We start from the raw sequence: 15,836 nt of genomic DNA, 5'->3' as shown, positions 1-15,836 counted from the left end.
TGCCCGGACTCGGAATCGAACCAAGGACACGGGGATTTTCAATCCCCTGCTCTACCGACTGAGCTATCCGGGCAACGGGGCGCATTAAACCGTATTGGCTGAAGGCCGTCAACGGCTTTATGCAGAATTCTCCCCCAAACTGGCCTGACTGCTCTCTTTTCAGGCAAAAAGCGGCATGGCGGCAGCCAACACCGCCTTTGTCAGGCAGACATTATCAGGCCAGTGCGCCATGTTTACGGCAGCGTGCGACCTGCAAAATATCCTCTGCCAGCCGTAACGCGACTTCCACATCATGGGGCTGCCGTTTTACCAGCAATTTACTTAAACACCCTTCCAGAATCAGCTCCATCTGCTCGGCAACCATCGGCGCATCGTCTGCGTCCATGTCCTGCAACAGCGACAGCGTATATTCATACGAGGCGCGTTTTTGCTGCTCCGCGAGCTGGTGGATAGGGTGCTGTTTATCTGGGAAAAAGCTACAGGCGGCAATAAACAGACAACCTGGATAGCGCTGCTGGTTCACCTGCTCATGCAGCACCTTATAACGGGCCAGCAACTTCTGTTGCGGCGTCTGGGTGTCATCCAGCAGCAGTTGCCGCCGCCAGGTATCAATCTGTTGACCATGATGGCGCAGGCAGTCATATAACAGCGCCTCCCGATCCGGCCAGAAGCGGTATAAGTCGCTCTCCGTACGTCCCGTTTCCGTTGCCACCATTTCTACGGTGGTGGTGGCCAGCCCGCGCTGCTCCAAAAGGGTTAAAGCGTGGTTCAGCACATGTTCACGTTGCACGTTGGCGTTCTCCCATTTCCGATCCAGACAGTAGTGTCGTTTACTGGCGTACTTTCTGCAAATGTGCACGGAAGGCCACGGCGTCCATAAACCCGGTCACGCGGGAATCCGGTATTTCCTGGCCCTGCGGGCCGAAGAACAGAATGGTGGGCAAACCCAGCACCTGTAACTGGGCCAGCAGCGCCTGCTGTTCCGCGCTGTTGCCGGTGACATCCGCCTGCAACAGCACGGTATCCGCCAGCGTCGCCTGCACCTCAGGCTGGCTGAAGGTGTATTTCTCAAACTCTTTGCAGGCGACACACCAGTCAGCGTAGAGATCGAGCATTACCCGCTTGCCCTGCGCCTGGTGCAGCGCCTGCGCCAGGGCGTCCCGGCTGGTGATGGGCTGGAACGCCAGCCCGGCAGGTTCTGCCGCCGTGGCCGGGGAGGGGAAGGCCCACTCCTGCAACGGCCGCGCCACCACCAGCATGGCGGCCAGCAGCAGCAGTTGCAGCGACCGGATGCCGACGCGGCTGCTTTTCAGGCTGAGCAGGAATGCCCAGCCAAAAAATGCGATGCCCAGTAGGCTCCATAACCGTTCGCCCCATACATCGCCGATGACCCGCGTCAGCAGAAAGACCGGCAGCGCCAGAATCACAAAGCCGAACGCCTCTTTAACCGCATTCATCCATGGCCCGCTTCTCGGCAGCAGCCGGTTGCCGAACAGCGTCACTGCCACCAGCGGGATACCCATACCCAGGGCATACAGGTACAGCGTACCGCCGCCAGCCAGCAGATTACCGCTCTGCGCAATGTAGAGCAGAATGGCACTCAGCGGTGCCGTGGTGCAGGGCGAGCAGATTAGCCCCGCCAGCGCACCCATCACAAACACGCCGGGCAGCGAGCCGCCCTGCTGGGTATTGCTCCACAGCGTCAGCCGGGTTTGCAGTGCTGAGGGCAACTGCAAAGTAAACATGCCGAACATCGAGAGCGCCAGCAGGATAAACAGCACCGACAGCGCGATCAGCACGCCGGGGCTTTGCAGCGCCGCCTGAAACGGCAGCCCGGCCGCAGCCACCACCAGCCCCAGCAGGGTGTAAGTCAGCGCCATGCCTTGCACATACACCAGCGCCAGCACAGCCACACGGCGGTGGCTGTGCCGTTGTTCCCGCCCCAGGATGATGCCGGAAATCAGCGGATACATCGGCAGCACGCAGGGCGTAAACGCGATGCCGATGCCGATCAGCAGCGCCCACAGCGGCGAGAACGGCAACGGTGCCGTGGCAGCAGCGGTCTGCGACGGTGCAGAAGGCGCGGTGGCCGCTTCCTGGGGCGCACCGGGCGTGACCGCGCTCAGCGGGACGATCCGCGTTTCCGGTGGGTAGCAGAAACCCGCCTCGGCACAGCCCTGATACGTCACCTTCAGCTGGCTGTGCGGCGCGGCCTGCGTCAGCGGCAGCGTGAACGCCAGCTGGTTTTTGTAGATCTCTGAGATGCCGAAAAATTCATCTTTATGTGACAACCCTTCCGGCAGGGTGACGTCACCCACTGTTGCGCCGGTGGCCGTCCACTGGATTTGCTGGCGGTAAAGATAGTAGCCGGGTTTGATCTGCCAGCTCAGGGCCAGGCGGTTGCCTTTCTGGGAAAAATCAAAGGCAAACGCCTGATCGGGCGGGACAAACGTATTCGCGGCAGGCGGCGGAAAAAGAGAAGCATGCGCAGCCAAAGGCAGCAGCAACGCGCTGCATAGCCAGACGATTATTTTAATGAGGCGGTAATCCATGAGAGGTAATCTTTGTCTCCATCGCGGACGGGCAACACCAGCAGTTCCGGTGTCTGGTAAGTGTGGTGTTGCCGGAGGCAGGCAAGCAGCGCCTGCTGGTGTTGAGTGTCACTTTTGAACAACATCTGGACTTCATACGCCTGCTCCAGCTTGCCTTCCCAGTAGTACATCGAGCTGGCGCCCGGCAGCAGGGTGACGCAGGCCGCCAGCTTCTCACCCAGCGCCACTGCCGCCAGCTCCTGCGCGCTGTCTTCATCCGGTGCTGTGCAGAGCACTACAATGGCGTGGCTTTCCGGGAGATCGATGTTCAGGGGGAAATTTTCTGTCAGGGTCACTTCAGACGCGGTTATCTCAGACATCTCGACCTCGCAACATAGTGGAAGAAGGGCGCGCTGACCTGTCAGCGCGAACCAGAGACTATAACGCGAAGCGCAGGCCGCTTGAAGGCGAAGGCGGGGGATTTTACCCCCGCATACACTTTAGTGGACATGGCAATGACGGGTAATGCCCCGCCGGTGACTTACAGCAACATGCTGCCGAGCGCAAAGCTGAACAGCACGGAAAGTGCGACGCCCAGCGTGCCGGGGATAAAGAAGGGATGGTTAAAAACGAAACGGCCGATGCGCGTGGTGCCGGTGTCATCCATCTGTACTGCTGCCACCAGCGTCGGGTAAGTCGGCAGAATAAACAGCCCGGACACCGCCGGGAATGCCGCCAGCGCAGTCAGCGGGGTGACACCCAGTGCGATTGCCATCGGCATCAGCGCTTTGGCGGTCGCGGCTTGCGAGTAAAGCAGCGCTGAGCAGAAGAAGAAAATCACCGCCAGCAGCCAGGGGTGGCTGGTAATGGCGCTGCCGGCCGTGCCTTTGATCCATTCCAGGTTATCCTGTACAAACGTATCGCCCAGCCAGGCCACACCCAGAATACAGATGCTAGCGCTCATGCCCGCCTTGAAGGTGCTGGCATTGAGGATGGCAGCGGTATCTACCCGGCAGAGCAGGGTGATCAGCGTGGCAACGCTCAGCATGATGATCAGGATAGCGCTGGTAGTGGTCATTACCGGCGCAGCCGGGCTGCCCAACACTGCCTGGTGGAAGCCGTTGCTGTTAAAAATGGCATAGACCACCACAGCCAGCACCCCGAGCAGGAACAGCAGTACGGAGTAGGGGGCTGACGCGGAAATGGCCGGGCGATCTTCACCACGCAGCGTAATCAACCCTTCCGCCAGCCGTTGCTGATACCCCGGGTCGTCTTCCAGCCGGGCGTTGAATAGCCAGCTTACCAGCAGCGACATCAGCAGCACGGCCGCCAGCGTCGAGGGGATTAAGATACTCAGCATCGTCAGGTAGCTGACGCCTTGCGGCTCCATCACAGTTGCCATGTACACCACCGCCGCCGAAATGGGCGAGGCGGTAATGGCGATTTGTGCGGCCACCACGGCGGTAGAAAGCGGGCGGCTGGGGCGGATACCCTGCTCCTTGGCGACTTCCGCAATCACCGGCAGCGCAGAGAGCGAGATATTGCCGGTGCCGGCAAAAATAGTCAGGAAGTAGGTAACCACCGGTGCCAGCAGGGTGATGTGGCGCGGGTTGCGCCGCAGCAATTTTTCCGTCTGGCGTACCAGGTAATCCATACCCCCGGCCACCTGCATGGCGGAAATGGCAGCAATCACCGCCATGATGATAGAGATCACATCAAACGGGATGGTACCGGGCTTGACGCCAATCAGCGCCAGCACCAGCACCCCCAGCCCGCCGGCAAAGCCAATCCCGATACCGCCTAATCGGGCGCCAAGGAAGATGGCCAGCAGCACAATGACAAATTCCAAAATCAACATCGCGTTTGTTCCTTAGTAAAAAATGAAAACAGCTTGTTATTCTTTTGTACCTTCCAAAAGAAAAGGGCACGTTATCCACTGGAATAACGTGCCCTGATGTCAGGTCAGAACAGGATTACTGTTCATTCTCGTCGGTATAGCGTTTGGCTTTGTACGCGGGGAACATCAGATTCTGTACCGAGAAAATGTCATCCAGTTCCGCTTCCGTCAGCAGGCCACGCTCCAGCACCACTTCACGCACGCTCTTGCCGGTCTCCGCACAAATTTTGCCGACGATATCGCCGTTATGATGGCCGATAAACGGGTTCAGGTACGTGACGATGCCGATAGAATTGAAGACGTATGCTTCACATACCTCTTTATTGGCCGTAATGCCGTTGACACATTTTTCCAGCAGGTTGTAGCAGGCGTTGGTCAGGATATGGATGGATTCAAACATCGCCTGGCCGATGACCGGCTCCATCACGTTCAGCTGCAACTGGCCTGCTTCTGAGGCCATGGTGACGCAGGTATCGTTGCCGATCACTTTGAAACAGACCTGATTCACCACCTCCGGGATCACCGGGTTGACCTTGGCCGGCATGATGGAGGAGCCGGCCTGCAGTTCCGGCAGGTTGATCTCATTCAGCCCGGCGCGCGGGCCGGACGAGAGCAGGCGCAGGTCGTTACAGATTTTCGACAGCTTCACCGCCAGGCGTTTCAGCGAACTGTGTACCATCACATAGGCGCCGCAGTCTGACGTTGCTTCAATCAGATCTTCCGCCGGTACGCACGGCAGGTTACTCACGGCGGCCAGATGCTGCACTGCCAGTTGCTGGTAGCCGTCCGGCGTGTTGAGGCGGGTGCCGATAGCGGTCGCCCCGAGGTTCACTTCCAGCAACAATTCCCCCGTGCGCAGCAGGTTTTTGGTCTCTTCTTTCAGCAGCACGTTGAATGCATGGAATTCCTGGCCCAGGGTCATCGGCACTGCATCCTGCAACTGGGTACGGCCCATTTTCAGGATGGTTTCAAATTCTTTGGCTTTGCGCTCAAAGCCGTCACCCAACTGGCTGATGGCATCAATCAGTTTCAGGATGGAGGCATACACCGCAATGCGGAACCCGGTGGGGTAGGCGTCATTAGTGGACTGGCATTTATTCAGGTGATCGTTGGGGTTGAGGTATTGGTATTCACCTTTCTGATGGCCCATCAGCTCCAGCCCGATATTGGCCAGCACCTCATTGGTGTTCATGTTGAGTGACGTCCCGGCGCCGCCCTGGAAAACGTCTACCGGGAACTGATCCATGCATTTGCCTTTATTCAGCACCTCATCACACGCCTGGATAATCACATCAGCAATTTTGCGCGGAATGGTTTTCAGCTCTTTGTTTGCCAGCGCCGCTGCTTTCTTGACCATTACCATGCCGCGTACGAATTCAGGGACATCACTGATTTTGGTATTGCTGATATAGAAGTTTTCGATCGCACGCAGGGTATGGATCCCGTAGTAAGCCTCTGCCGGCACTTCGCGGGTGCCGAGCAGATCTTCTTCGATACGAATTGTGTTTGACATAGAACCTTCTCTATTTGATGCCGTAAATGGATGACTGAATAAATAGTAGACATTATGCTGGCGCATGTTCACACCACAGGATTAACCGCCGGCTTCTTGCCGGGCACGATCATATGCTGCTTTCGGAGAAATGCACGCAGTGAGATCACGCCTCGCGCGCTCACAGTGGGATGATTTGATAACTGTGAAGGCCTTCACATTTCATCACCCTACTGAATAAAAATACACGGTGCGGTTGAATTCGCCCGGCGTCAACTCCATCTCAATGAGGTCAGCCCGGTAAAATGACCTGCCGGGCCTCTATTTTTACGCGTTGGTGTCCCTTTGCCAACGCGTTTGCTGAAAGGAGAATACGGTGCGTTTGTTACCGTTGCTGGTGATATTTTTACTGGTCTACATTGAGATATCGCTGTTTATTCAGGTGGCCCATGTGCTGGGCGTCTTCATGACCCTGCTGCTGGTGATCTTTACCTCCGGCGTGGGCGTGTCTCTGGTGCGTAATGAAGGGATGAAAACCTTCATGCAGATGCAGCAGAAGCTGGCGCAGGGTGAAAGCCCGGCCGCTGAGATGGTTAAAAGCGTTTCACTGGTGCTGGCCGGTTTCCTGTTGCTGTTACCTGGATTCTTTACCGATTTCTTAGGGTTGCTGCTGCTGTTGCCGCCGGTGCAAAAACGCCTGACGCTGAAGTTGCTGCCCCACCTCGCCTTTACGGCGCGTGGGGGGTTCCGGCCCGGTCAGGGTGGGGGCACCACCTTTGACGGCGAATACCAGCGCAAAGATGATCCTAATCCCCGCCTGGAGCATCATGACTCCCACACCCATAAAGATGATCGCTAGGCTGTAACAGAAAAACATGCCGCTGGGGTGGCGGTGCCTGCCCCGGCAAGATAGAGTGCGGGCTGACGTTTTGTTAGCTGTTTGTTATGCGGTGACACGGCAAAAATAAAAAAATTTTTGTTGGTGTCCCTTGAAGGGGGGGCTAATGCCCCCATCTAGAAAACCACGAGGCCGGTATGCGTGACATATACGGCATCTTATCCTGAATCAGATATGGACCTTCTCAAAGGAGAGCTATCAATGAAAATTCGTCCATTGCATGACCGCGTTATCGTCAAGCGTAAAGAAGTTGAGTCTAAATCTGCTGGCGGCATCGTTCTGACCGGCTCCGCGGCGGGTAAATCTACCCGTGGTGAAGTGCTGGCTGTGGGCAATGGTCGCATCCTGGAAAACGGCGAAATGAAGCCGCTGGATGTGAAAGTAGGCGACATCGTCATTTTCAACGATGGCTACGGTGTGAAAGCCGAGAAGATCGACAATGAAGAAGTGTTGATCATGTCTGAGAGCGACATCCTGGCGATTGTTGAAGCGTAATCACGCGTATATCACTGAACTGAACGAATTTAAGGGAAAGTAAAATGGCAGCTAAAGACGTAAAATTCGGTAATGACGCTCGTGTAAAAATGCTGCGCGGCGTGAATGTGCTGGCTGATGCGGTAAAAGTGACCCTGGGCCCGAAAGGCCGTAACGTCGTGCTGGATAAATCCTTCGGCGCACCGACCATCACTAAAGACGGCGTGTCTGTTGCCCGTGAAATTGAACTGGAAGACAAGTTCGAAAACATGGGTGCTCAGATGGTGAAAGAAGTTGCCTCTAAAGCGAATGACGCAGCAGGCGACGGTACCACCACCGCAACCGTTCTGGCGCAATCCATCATTACTGAAGGCCTGAAAGCCGTTGCCGCTGGCATGAACCCGATGGATCTGAAGCGCGGTATCGACAAAGCCGTTATCGCCGCTGTTGAAGAACTGAAAAAACTCTCCGTACCGTGCTCTGACTCCAAAGCCATTGCTCAGGTAGGTACCATCTCCGCTAACTCCGACGACACCGTAGGCAAACTGATTGCTGAAGCGATGGAAAAAGTTGGTAAAGAAGGCGTGATCACCGTTGAAGAAGGTACCGGCCTGCAAGACGAGCTGGACGTGGTTGAAGGTATGCAGTTCGACCGCGGTTACCTCTCCCCTTACTTCATCAACAAGCCGGAAACCGGTGCTGTTGAGCTGGAAAGCCCGTTCATCCTGCTGGCTGACAAAAAGATCTCCAACATCCGCGAAATGCTGCCGGTGCTGGAAGCTGTTGCCAAAGCAGGCAAACCGCTGCTGATCATCGCTGAAGATGTGGAAGGCGAAGCGCTGGCGACCCTGGTGGTGAACACCATGCGCGGCATCGTGAAAGTGGCTGCGGTGAAAGCACCGGGCTTCGGCGACCGTCGTAAAGCCATGCTGCAGGACATCGCAACCCTGACTGCCGGTACCGTTATCTCTGAAGAGATCGGTCTGGAGCTGGAAAAAGCGACCCTGGAAGACCTGGGCCAGGCAAAACGCGTTGTGATCAACAAAGACACCACCACCATCATCGATGGCGTGGGTGACGAAACCACTATTCAGGGCCGTGTGACTCAGATCCGTCAGCAGATCGAAGAAGCAACCTCTGATTACGATCGCGAAAAACTGCAGGAGCGTGTGGCTAAACTGGCTGGCGGCGTCGCTGTCATCAAAGTGGGCGCAGCAACTGAAGTTGAAATGAAAGAGAAGAAAGCCCGCGTTGAAGATGCCCTGCACGCGACCCGTGCTGCGGTTGAAGAAGGTGTGGTTGCCGGTGGTGGCGTTGCGCTGATTCGTGCTGCGTCTAAACTGGGTGACCTGCGTGGCCAGAACGAAGACCAGAACGTGGGTATCAAAGTTGCGCTGCGCGCGATGGAAGCTCCGCTGCGTCAGATCGTACTGAACTGCGGTGAAGAACCGTCTGTGGTTGCTAACAGCGTGAAAGCGGGCGAAGGTAACTACGGTTATAACGCCGCAACCGAAGAATACGGCGACATGATCGGCATGGGCATCCTGGACCCAACCAAAGTAACCCGTTCTGCTCTGCAGTACGCGGCATCTGTGGCTGGCCTGATGATCACCACCGAGTGCATGGTCACCGACCTGCCGAAAGAAGAGAAAGCAGACCTGGGCGCCGGCGGTATGGGCGGCATGGGTGGTATGGGCGGCATGATGTAATTTCTGCCGACTGTTCCCCTTACAGTCTGTTTGTGCAAACCCCCGGCTCCGGCCGGGGGTTTTTTATTATAGGTGCAGAATAATTCGCATCTAATTGATTGTTGCTGCTATATATCTATCATTGTCTCGCTGAATTAACGTATAAACTGTAAACTACCAACGCGTCACTTATCAGCGGGATGGGGCCAGATTTCATCTCACTACGGCAACGGATGCTTAACCAGCATGTCGCGCATGCTGATAAGGTTTGCGAGATTCTCAACCAAATGGGGAAAAAGATGCGGATTAACGTGTTTCTTGGACTTTCAGCCGCGTTGCTGCTGGCGGGTTGTAATTCCACCCACCAACTGAACAGCACCGGCCAGCAGGTTAAATTTACTGATGCCCAGCCCGGCAATGAATGCCAGCTGGTGGGCGAAGTGACCGGCACGCAGAGCAATTGGTTCTCAGGCACCAGCGGTGACGGCAGTTCCATGCGCGGCGCGGCAAATGACCTCCGTAATAAGGCGGCCGCCATGGGCGGTAACGTGATTTACGGTGCCACCAGCCCAAGTGAAGATTTCTGGTCCAGTTTTGTACCAAAAGACAGCAAAATGATGGGGCAGGTCTATAAGTGTCCATAACGGCAATCCATTGCCGGCAGGGATAGGTCTCGCTTATCCGGGCGAGGCGTACCTCGCCTGTAAACTTTTTCTTTATGCCTGTTTCAGGTAGAGATCGAGCGGTGTTTTACTCGGCTCGCCTCCCACTTCCCGTGCCAGCTTCGGCACCATATAGCCGGAAACCTTGGTCAGTAACGCTTTGACCAGCGTCCGCGCTTCCTCATCCTCTACCATGAAATGCGCCGCACCCTGTACCTTGTCCAGCACATGCAGGTAGTAAGGCAAAATACCGGCATCAAACAGCGCATTGCTCAGCCGTGCCAGCACGTCTGCATCATCATTTACCCCACGCAGCAGCACGCTCTGGTTCAGCAGCGTCACGCCTGCACGTTTTAAGCGCGTCATGCTGTGGCGCAGATGATCGTCGATCTCGTTCGGGTGGTTAATGTGTGTCACCATCAGCACCTGCAAACGTGAGGCCGCCAGCCGCTGGCAAAACGTTTCGGTAATGCGGGCCGGAATAACCACCGGCAGCCGGCTGTGGATGCGCAGCCGCTTAATATGGGGAATGGCCTCCAGCTCGCTAATCAGCCAGTCGAGTTCGTGATCTTTGGCCATCAGCGGATCGCCGCCGGAGAAAATAATTTCATCCAATTCCGGGTGCAGACGGATATACTCCAACGCCTTGCCCCAGTTTGCCTTGTTGCCCTGATTTTCCTGATACGGGAAATGACGGCGGAAGCAATAGCGGCAGTTAACCGCACAACCCCCTTTCACCAACAACAGGGCGCGGTTACGGTACTTGTGCAACAGGCCGGGTACCACGCTTTGCTGCTCATCGAGCGGATCGGTGGTAAAACCGGGGGCAGAGAGAAATTCCTGCCGGGCTGTCAGAACCTGAACCAGTAACGGGTCGGCGGCATCGCCGGGTTGCATGCGTGCGACAAACGCGCGTGGAACGCGCAAAGGAAAGAGGCGGCGGGCGTCACGCCCTTTTTGCAGTTCCGGATGAGTGTCGAGTGCCAGCAGCGACAACAACTCGTCCGGGTCAGTAATAACATCGGCGAGTTGCTGCAACCAATCTTCTCTCATCGCCGTGTTTTGGGTTATAATATGTGCCATTTTTTGGCTAAGCTACCAATATACATTTTTTCAGAGGGCCACCATGGCGACTTATTCTAGCAACGATTTCCGTTCCGGTCTTAAAATCATGTTCGAAGGCGAACCCTACGCAATTGAATCCAGCGAGTTCGTTAAGCCGGGCAAAGGCCAGGCGTTCGCGCGTGTTAAAATGCGTCGCCTGCTGACCGGCAGCCGCGTTGAAAAAACCTTCAAATCTACCGACTCCGCCGAAGGCGCAGACGTCATCGATATGAACCTGACTTACCTCTACAACGACGGTGAGTTCTGGCACTTCATGAACAACGAAACCTTCGAGCAGCTGGCCGCAGACGCCAAAGCCGTAGGTGACAGCGCGAAATGGATGCTGGATCAGGCAGAATGTATCGTGACCCTGTGGAACGGCCAGCCGATCGCCGTGACCCCGCCGAACTTCGTTGAACTGGAAATCACTGAGACTGATCCAGGCCTGAAAGGTGACACCGCAGGGACTGGCGGCAAGCCGGCTACCCTGTCTACCGGTGCTGTGGTAAAAGTTCCGCTGTTCGTTCAGCGTGGCGAAGTGATCAAAGTTGACACCCGTTCCGGCGAATACGTTTCCCGCGTGAAGTAACGGCTGTTCTGACACTGAGTGTGTCATGCTGCTGCAACGCCCTGTTGCAGCAGCCATTCAGGGATCTGTTAACGATGCTGAAGAAAATCTGGCTGGCAGCGCTTTCTTTCGTGATGCTGGCAACATTGAGCGGTTGTAATACCGCGCGCGGGTTTGGTGAGGATGTCCAGCACCTGGGCAGTGCCATCTCCCACATTGCCGGTTAATTCCCCCGCTTAAAAAATACCCCACCTTCTTTCTACTTCCTTGCTTTTCTTGTCTAAACTAAAAGGGCTTAAGCACCTATTCCCTTAAAAGAAGGAAATTTTCATGTTGAAGAAATCAATTCTGGTGGTGTTTTCCTTACTGTTCCTCTCTTCACTGACAGCCTGTAATACCACCCGTGGGGTTGGCGAGGACGTATCGGCAGGCGGTAAGGCTATTCAACGCAGCGCAGAGTAACGCTGACGCGCGCAAAAAAGGTACGGGCACGCAGTCGACAGTGGCCGTACCTGATTCCGCCGTCAGGACTGATTAACCCAGATCAGTTTGCTGGTATCAAATCCGTAGCGTTTTGCCGTCTCCAGCAGGCGGGTTCGTGCCACCTCATCCAGCATCGGGGTGCGTGACAAAATCCATAAATATTTCTTATTCGGGCCGCATACCAGCGCGTACTGATAATTCCTGTCCAGCTCAATCACGTTATAACCGCCATAGAAGGGGCCAAAGAAAGAGACCTTCAGCGCGGCACGTACCGGCGTTCCCAGGAAATAGCCTTTTCCTTCGCTCTCCTGCCAGGATTTCTTTTTAGGGTTGTAGCCCCGGTTAATCACTTTGATGCCGCCATCCGGCCGGGTGCTGTAGTTAGCCGTGACATGATCCAGCCCGCGTTCAAAGCCGTGATCCATCCTGGCAATTTCATACCAGGTGCCGAGGTAGCGAGGCAGCTCAAAATTTTCCACTACCTTTACGTCCGGCGGCGGCTTCACGCTGCATGCCACCGAGAACAATGCTGTCATCATGACGCCGAGTTTTGACCAAAGATGCATAGCCTTTCCTTTTATCATCCATCTTTCCTAAGTGTAGGTAATAAAAATGAATAAGAGAGATATGCCTGAATGAAAAACGGCCCTTCCGGGCCGTTTATCTGCCAAGTGCAGATCAGAGGGTAATCACGCCGATAGCCGTGACCACGGTCAGAATGGCCGCCAGCCCGTAAAACAGCCACTTTCCGGCCGGGATAGTGATTTTCAGGTCATGCGTCATGTGGTACAGCCGGTGCAGGCCACACCACAACGGCAGCGCAATCATCAGAAACAGGAACAGGCGGCCGGGCAGGCTCTGGCAAAACGCGAGCACCCGTGCATAACTGAACGTGCCTTCTGGGGCGAGACCAAAGGGCAGCAGGATTCCGATAAGCAGAATCACCACCGGGGCAAACAGCGCCGCCCACATTCCGCCGGCACCAAACAGGCCCCAGAATACCGGTTCATCAGCGCGTTTAGGGTCTTGGTTCATCTTTTCCTCCTGTTAATACAGTGCGATGGCAAGAACCGCCAACGACACCAATACCATCACTGCCCACAGCAGGCGCACCACCGGGGCCGGCCCCAGCTTTTCACCTTTGACGATCAGGATGGCCGCTTTGGGGGCCAGGTCAAACCAGGTTTTGCTGTGCAGCAAGGCTGCGGCCAGCGCAATCAGGTTGAGCAGCACCACTACCGGATTTTGCAGCAGGTGGACAAAGGCCTCCCAGCCTGCCGCGCCGGCTTTCAACCGGTAAAGGCCGTGGATCAGCAGCAGGCTGAACCAGACGGCGGGCAGGGCGGTGCCTTCGCGCAGCATGTAAAAGCGGTAGAACCCGAGCCGCTGCCACCAGCTGGGCGTCATTTCCCGGAGGTAAGGTTTACGTTTTGTGGTCATCACGGTGCTCTCCTTAACGTGGCTTCAGCATGGCGATCATGAAATCCTTACTGCTCTCCACTTTTCCCTGCTGGATCGCTGCTGCCGGGTCAACATGTTTTGGGCAGACTTCAGAGCAGTAACCCACAAAGGTGCAGCGCCAGACGCCATTCTCACCATTGAGTTGCGGCATCCGCACGGCCTTACCGCGATCGCGGCTGTCGAGGTTGTAGCGATGGGCGAGGGTAATGGCCGCCGGGCCGATGAACTCTGGGTTCAGGCCAAATTGCGGGCAGGCGGCATAACAGAGGCCGCAGTTAATGCAGCCGGAAAACTGGTGATATTTCGCCATCTGAGACGGGGTTTGCAGGTTCGGCCCGGCCTCCGGCTGCCGGTCATTGCCGATAATATAGGGCTTAATCGCCTCCAGGCTTTCGATAAAGTGGGTCATATCCACCACCAGATCGCGCTCGATCGGGAAATTCCCCAGCGCTTCCACTTCCATGCCCGCCGGATAGTCACGCAAAAAGGTTTTACAGGCCAGTTTAGGCACCCGGTTGACCATCATGCCGCAGGAGCCACAGATCGCCATGCGGCAAGACCAGCGGTAAGCGAGATCGGGTGACAGGTTATCTTTGATATAACCCAGTGCATCAAGCAGTGACGTCTGCTCATCATAAGGAACCGGATAGGTTTCAGGGTGCGGTGCGCTGTCATACTCCGGGTGATAACGCATGATAGTAATTATCATCTCAGCCATGGGTTTTCTCCTCAGACTCAGCACCATAGACCCGTTTCGCCGGTGGCAGGGTGGTAATATTCACGTCACTGTATTCCAGCCGCGGCGCACCGCCGGGCGTGTAGAATGCCAGCGTATGCTTGAGGAAATTGACGTCATCGCGCTCAGTGCAGCCCTCATCCAGCCGCTGGTGGGCCCCGCGTGACTCGCGGCGCGCCAGGGCAGAGTGCGCCATGCATTCGGCGACATCCAGCCCGTGTGCCAGCTCCAGCGTATAAAGCAGGTCGGTGTTGAACACGCCTGAGCGGTCAGTGATGGCAACGCGGGAAAAACGGGCTTTCAGCTCGGCCAGCTTATCGATGGTGTTCTGCATCAGCGCGGAGGTGCGGTAAATGCCGCAGCCTTCTTCCATGGTGATGCCCATCTCATCCCGCAGGGTGGACCATTTTTCCTTCCCCTGTTGATTCATCAGCGCCGTCAGCCGCTGCTCCACATCCTGGGCCTGGCTGTCGAGCGCCCGCACCGGGGCCGGCGTGCTTTCTACCGCACGCAGCGCCGCCTGTTCACCAGCAATGCGCCCAAAGACCACCAGCTCCGCCAGTGAATTGGAACCGAGGCGATTGGCGCCGTGCAGCCCCACGGAGGAGCACTCTCCAACGGCAAACAGCCCCCGGATGCGCGTCTCACAGAAGGCATCGGTTTCAATGCCGCCCATGGTGTAATGTGCGGTAGGGCGAACCGGTATCGGCTCATTGACCGGATCAACACCGACATAGGCTTTCGCCAGTTCACAGATAAACGGCAGCCGTTCCAGCAGCGTTTTTTCCCCCAGATGGCGTAAGTCGAGGTGCACCACCTCACCGCGTGGGGTGCTGATGGTGCGCCCGGCCTGCCATTCGTGCCAGAACGCCTGAGAGACCTTGTCGCGTGGGCCAAGCTCCATATATTTATTCTTTGGCTGGCCCAGCGGGGTTTCCGGCCCCATGCCGTAATCCTGCAGGTAGCGGCGGCCATCCTTATTGACCAGAATCCCGCCTTCACCACGGCACCCTTCCGTCATCAGGATGCCGGAGCCGGGCAGGCCGGTCGGGTGATACTGCACGAACTCCATGTCCCGCAGCGGTACACCGTGGCGGAACGCCATGCCCATGCCATCCCCGGTGACGATGCCGCCATTGGTGTTATAACGGTAGACCCGGCCCGCGCCGCCGGTCGCCATGATGACCGCATTCGCGCGGATCTGTACCCGGCTGCCCTCCATCATATTCAGGGCAACCAGGCCGCGCACCTGGCCCTCATCCACCAGAATATCGAGGACAAAGTGCTCATCAAAACGGTGAATTTGCGGGTATTTCAGGGAGGTCTGGAACAGGGTATGCAGCATATGGAAGCCGGTTTTATCCGCGGCGAACCAGGTGCGTTCAATTTTCATGCCGCCAAACCGGCGGACATTGATGCTTCCGTCCGGTTTACGGCTCCACGGGCAGCCCCACAGCTCCAGCTGTGTCATCTCCTGCGGGCAGAGATGGACAAAATTTTCCACCACATCCTGCTCACAGAGCCAGTCGCCCCCGGCCACCGTATCGTGAAAATGGGAGTCTGCGGTGTCATGGGGTTGGGTCACGGCGGCGGCACCGCCTTCTGCGGCCACCGTGTGGCTGCGCATGGGGTAAACCTTGGAAATCAGGGCTATTGTGAGTGTGGGGTTCGCTTCTGCGGCGGCGATGGCAGCGCGTAACCCTGCGCCACCGGCACCAATGATAGCCAGATCGGCATTAAAGGTTTGCACGGCACTCCTCCATTCAGGGTGAAACAGTGGCCTGCCCGCAAGCGGGTGTGCCGGTGAAATAGCGCCTCAGCGCCGGCAATATAGGCCTGCTT

18 protein-coding genes and 1 tRNA gene are annotated in these 15,836 nt (G+C 56.6%); 7 read left to right on the top strand and 12 right to left on the bottom strand.

Features of this window, described 5'->3' with window-relative positions:
- From CYR55_RS12540 to aspA, 6 genes are all read right to left on the bottom strand, one after another.
- A tRNA-Phe gene (locus CYR55_RS12540) sits at nt 1-73 on the bottom strand.
- Between the two features lie 141 nt (nt 74-214).
- Entirely contained in the window at nt 215-790 is a 576-nt protein-coding gene (gene dicD, locus CYR55_RS12535) for a division control transcriptional repressor DicD (protein WP_101816455.1), read from the bottom strand.
- A 40-nt stretch (nt 791-830) separates the two neighbouring features.
- Nucleotides 831-2,552 (bottom strand): protein-disulfide reductase DsbD, encoded by a 1,722-nt coding sequence (locus CYR55_RS12530; RefSeq protein WP_101816454.1) that lies wholly within the window; start codon nt 2,550-2,552, stop codon nt 831-833.
- Complete coding sequence (cutA, locus tag CYR55_RS12525; protein WP_101816467.1) at nt 2,528-2,911, bottom strand: divalent cation tolerance protein CutA; 384 nt, start codon at nt 2,909-2,911, stop codon at nt 2,528-2,530. The genes CYR55_RS12530 and cutA overlap by 25 nt, the downstream gene beginning before the upstream one ends.
- A 161-nt stretch (nt 2,912-3,072) precedes the next feature.
- Complete coding sequence (locus tag CYR55_RS12520) at nt 3,073-4,389, bottom strand: anaerobic C4-dicarboxylate transporter (RefSeq protein WP_101816453.1); 1,317 nt, start codon at nt 4,387-4,389, stop codon at nt 3,073-3,075.
- 115 nt (nt 4,390-4,504) lie between these two features.
- Nucleotides 4,505-5,941, bottom strand: coding sequence for an aspartate ammonia-lyase (gene aspA, locus CYR55_RS12515; protein WP_101816452.1), 1,437 nt, complete (start codon nt 5,939-5,941; stop codon nt 4,505-4,507).
- 355 nt (nt 5,942-6,296) lie between these two features.
- Between aspA and CYR55_RS12510 the strand changes: the two genes are divergently transcribed.
- The 4 genes from CYR55_RS12510 (at nt 6,297) to CYR55_RS12495 (ending at nt 9,624) form a co-directional block, all read left to right on the top strand.
- Entirely contained in the window at nt 6,297-6,779 is a 483-nt protein-coding gene (locus tag CYR55_RS12510; protein WP_101816451.1) for an FxsA family protein, read from the top strand.
- Nucleotides 6,780-7,019: 240 nt separating this feature from the next.
- Complete coding sequence (locus tag CYR55_RS12505) at nt 7,020-7,313, top strand: co-chaperone GroES (protein ID WP_036103188.1); 294 nt, start codon at nt 7,020-7,022, stop codon at nt 7,311-7,313.
- Between the two features lie 44 nt (nt 7,314-7,357).
- On the top strand, nt 7,358-9,001 hold the full coding sequence (gene groL, locus CYR55_RS12500) for a chaperonin GroEL (protein ID WP_101816450.1): 1,644 nt from the start codon (nt 7,358-7,360) through the stop codon (nt 8,999-9,001).
- A gap of 278 nt (nt 9,002-9,279) precedes the next feature.
- The gene (locus CYR55_RS12495; RefSeq protein ID WP_101816466.1) at nt 9,280-9,624 is read left to right on the top strand and encodes a DUF4156 domain-containing protein; all 345 of its coding nucleotides are present in this window, start codon (nt 9,280-9,282) and stop codon (nt 9,622-9,624) included.
- A gap of 72 nt (nt 9,625-9,696) precedes the next feature.
- Here CYR55_RS12495 and epmB read toward each other — a convergent pair whose 3' ends face one another.
- Nucleotides 9,697-10,725 carry an EF-P beta-lysylation protein EpmB gene (gene epmB / locus CYR55_RS12490; protein WP_101816449.1) on the bottom strand — a complete coding sequence of 343 codons (1,029 nt, stop codon included), beginning with the start codon at nt 10,723-10,725 and terminating at the stop codon, nt 9,697-9,699.
- Between the two features lie 43 nt (nt 10,726-10,768).
- Between epmB and efp the strand changes: the two genes are divergently transcribed.
- The 3 genes from efp (at nt 10,769) to CYR55_RS12475 (ending at nt 11,776) form a co-directional block, all read left to right on the top strand.
- Entirely contained in the window at nt 10,769-11,335 is a 567-nt protein-coding gene (efp, locus tag CYR55_RS12485; protein ID WP_101816448.1) for an elongation factor P, read from the top strand.
- Nucleotides 11,336-11,409: 74 nt separating this feature from the next.
- Nucleotides 11,410-11,541 (top strand): entericidin A/B family lipoprotein, encoded by a 132-nt coding sequence (locus tag CYR55_RS12480; protein ID WP_101816447.1) that lies wholly within the window; start codon nt 11,410-11,412, stop codon nt 11,539-11,541.
- 103 nt (nt 11,542-11,644) lie between these two features.
- Nucleotides 11,645-11,776: an entericidin A/B family lipoprotein gene (locus CYR55_RS12475; RefSeq protein WP_101816446.1), complete on the top strand. Its 132-nt coding sequence runs from the start codon at nt 11,645-11,647 to the stop codon at nt 11,774-11,776.
- Nucleotides 11,777-11,838: 62 nt separating this feature from the next.
- Here CYR55_RS12475 and blc read toward each other — a convergent pair whose 3' ends face one another.
- From blc to frdA, 5 genes are all read right to left on the bottom strand, one after another.
- Nucleotides 11,839-12,363: an outer membrane lipoprotein Blc gene (gene blc / locus CYR55_RS12470; RefSeq protein WP_072926997.1), complete on the bottom strand. Its 525-nt coding sequence runs from the start codon at nt 12,361-12,363 to the stop codon at nt 11,839-11,841.
- A 112-nt stretch (nt 12,364-12,475) separates the two neighbouring features.
- Entirely contained in the window at nt 12,476-12,832 is a 357-nt protein-coding gene (gene frdD / locus CYR55_RS12465; protein ID WP_101816445.1) for a fumarate reductase subunit FrdD, read from the bottom strand.
- A 12-nt stretch (nt 12,833-12,844) separates the two neighbouring features.
- Nucleotides 12,845-13,237 (bottom strand): fumarate reductase subunit FrdC, encoded by a 393-nt coding sequence (frdC, locus tag CYR55_RS12460; protein WP_101816444.1) that lies wholly within the window; start codon nt 13,235-13,237, stop codon nt 12,845-12,847.
- 13 nt (nt 13,238-13,250) lie between these two features.
- A complete protein-coding gene (locus tag CYR55_RS12455; protein WP_101816443.1) occupies nt 13,251-13,976 on the bottom strand; it encodes a succinate dehydrogenase/fumarate reductase iron-sulfur subunit in 726 nt (241 codons plus the stop codon).
- A complete protein-coding gene (gene frdA / locus CYR55_RS12450; protein WP_101816442.1) occupies nt 13,969-15,744 on the bottom strand; it encodes a fumarate reductase (quinol) flavoprotein subunit in 1,776 nt (591 codons plus the stop codon). Before frdA ends, CYR55_RS12455 begins: the two co-directional genes overlap by 8 nt.
- Between the last annotated feature and the right edge of the window lie 92 nt (nt 15,745-15,836).

It is taken from the genome of Chimaeribacter californicus, assembly GCF_002858675.1.
In the GTDB taxonomy this organism is placed as follows: domain Bacteria; phylum Pseudomonadota; class Gammaproteobacteria; order Enterobacterales; family Enterobacteriaceae; genus Chimaeribacter; species Chimaeribacter californicus.
The sequence above is the reverse complement of the archived record's forward strand: the minus strand, read 5'-3'. Positions and strand labels throughout refer to the sequence as shown.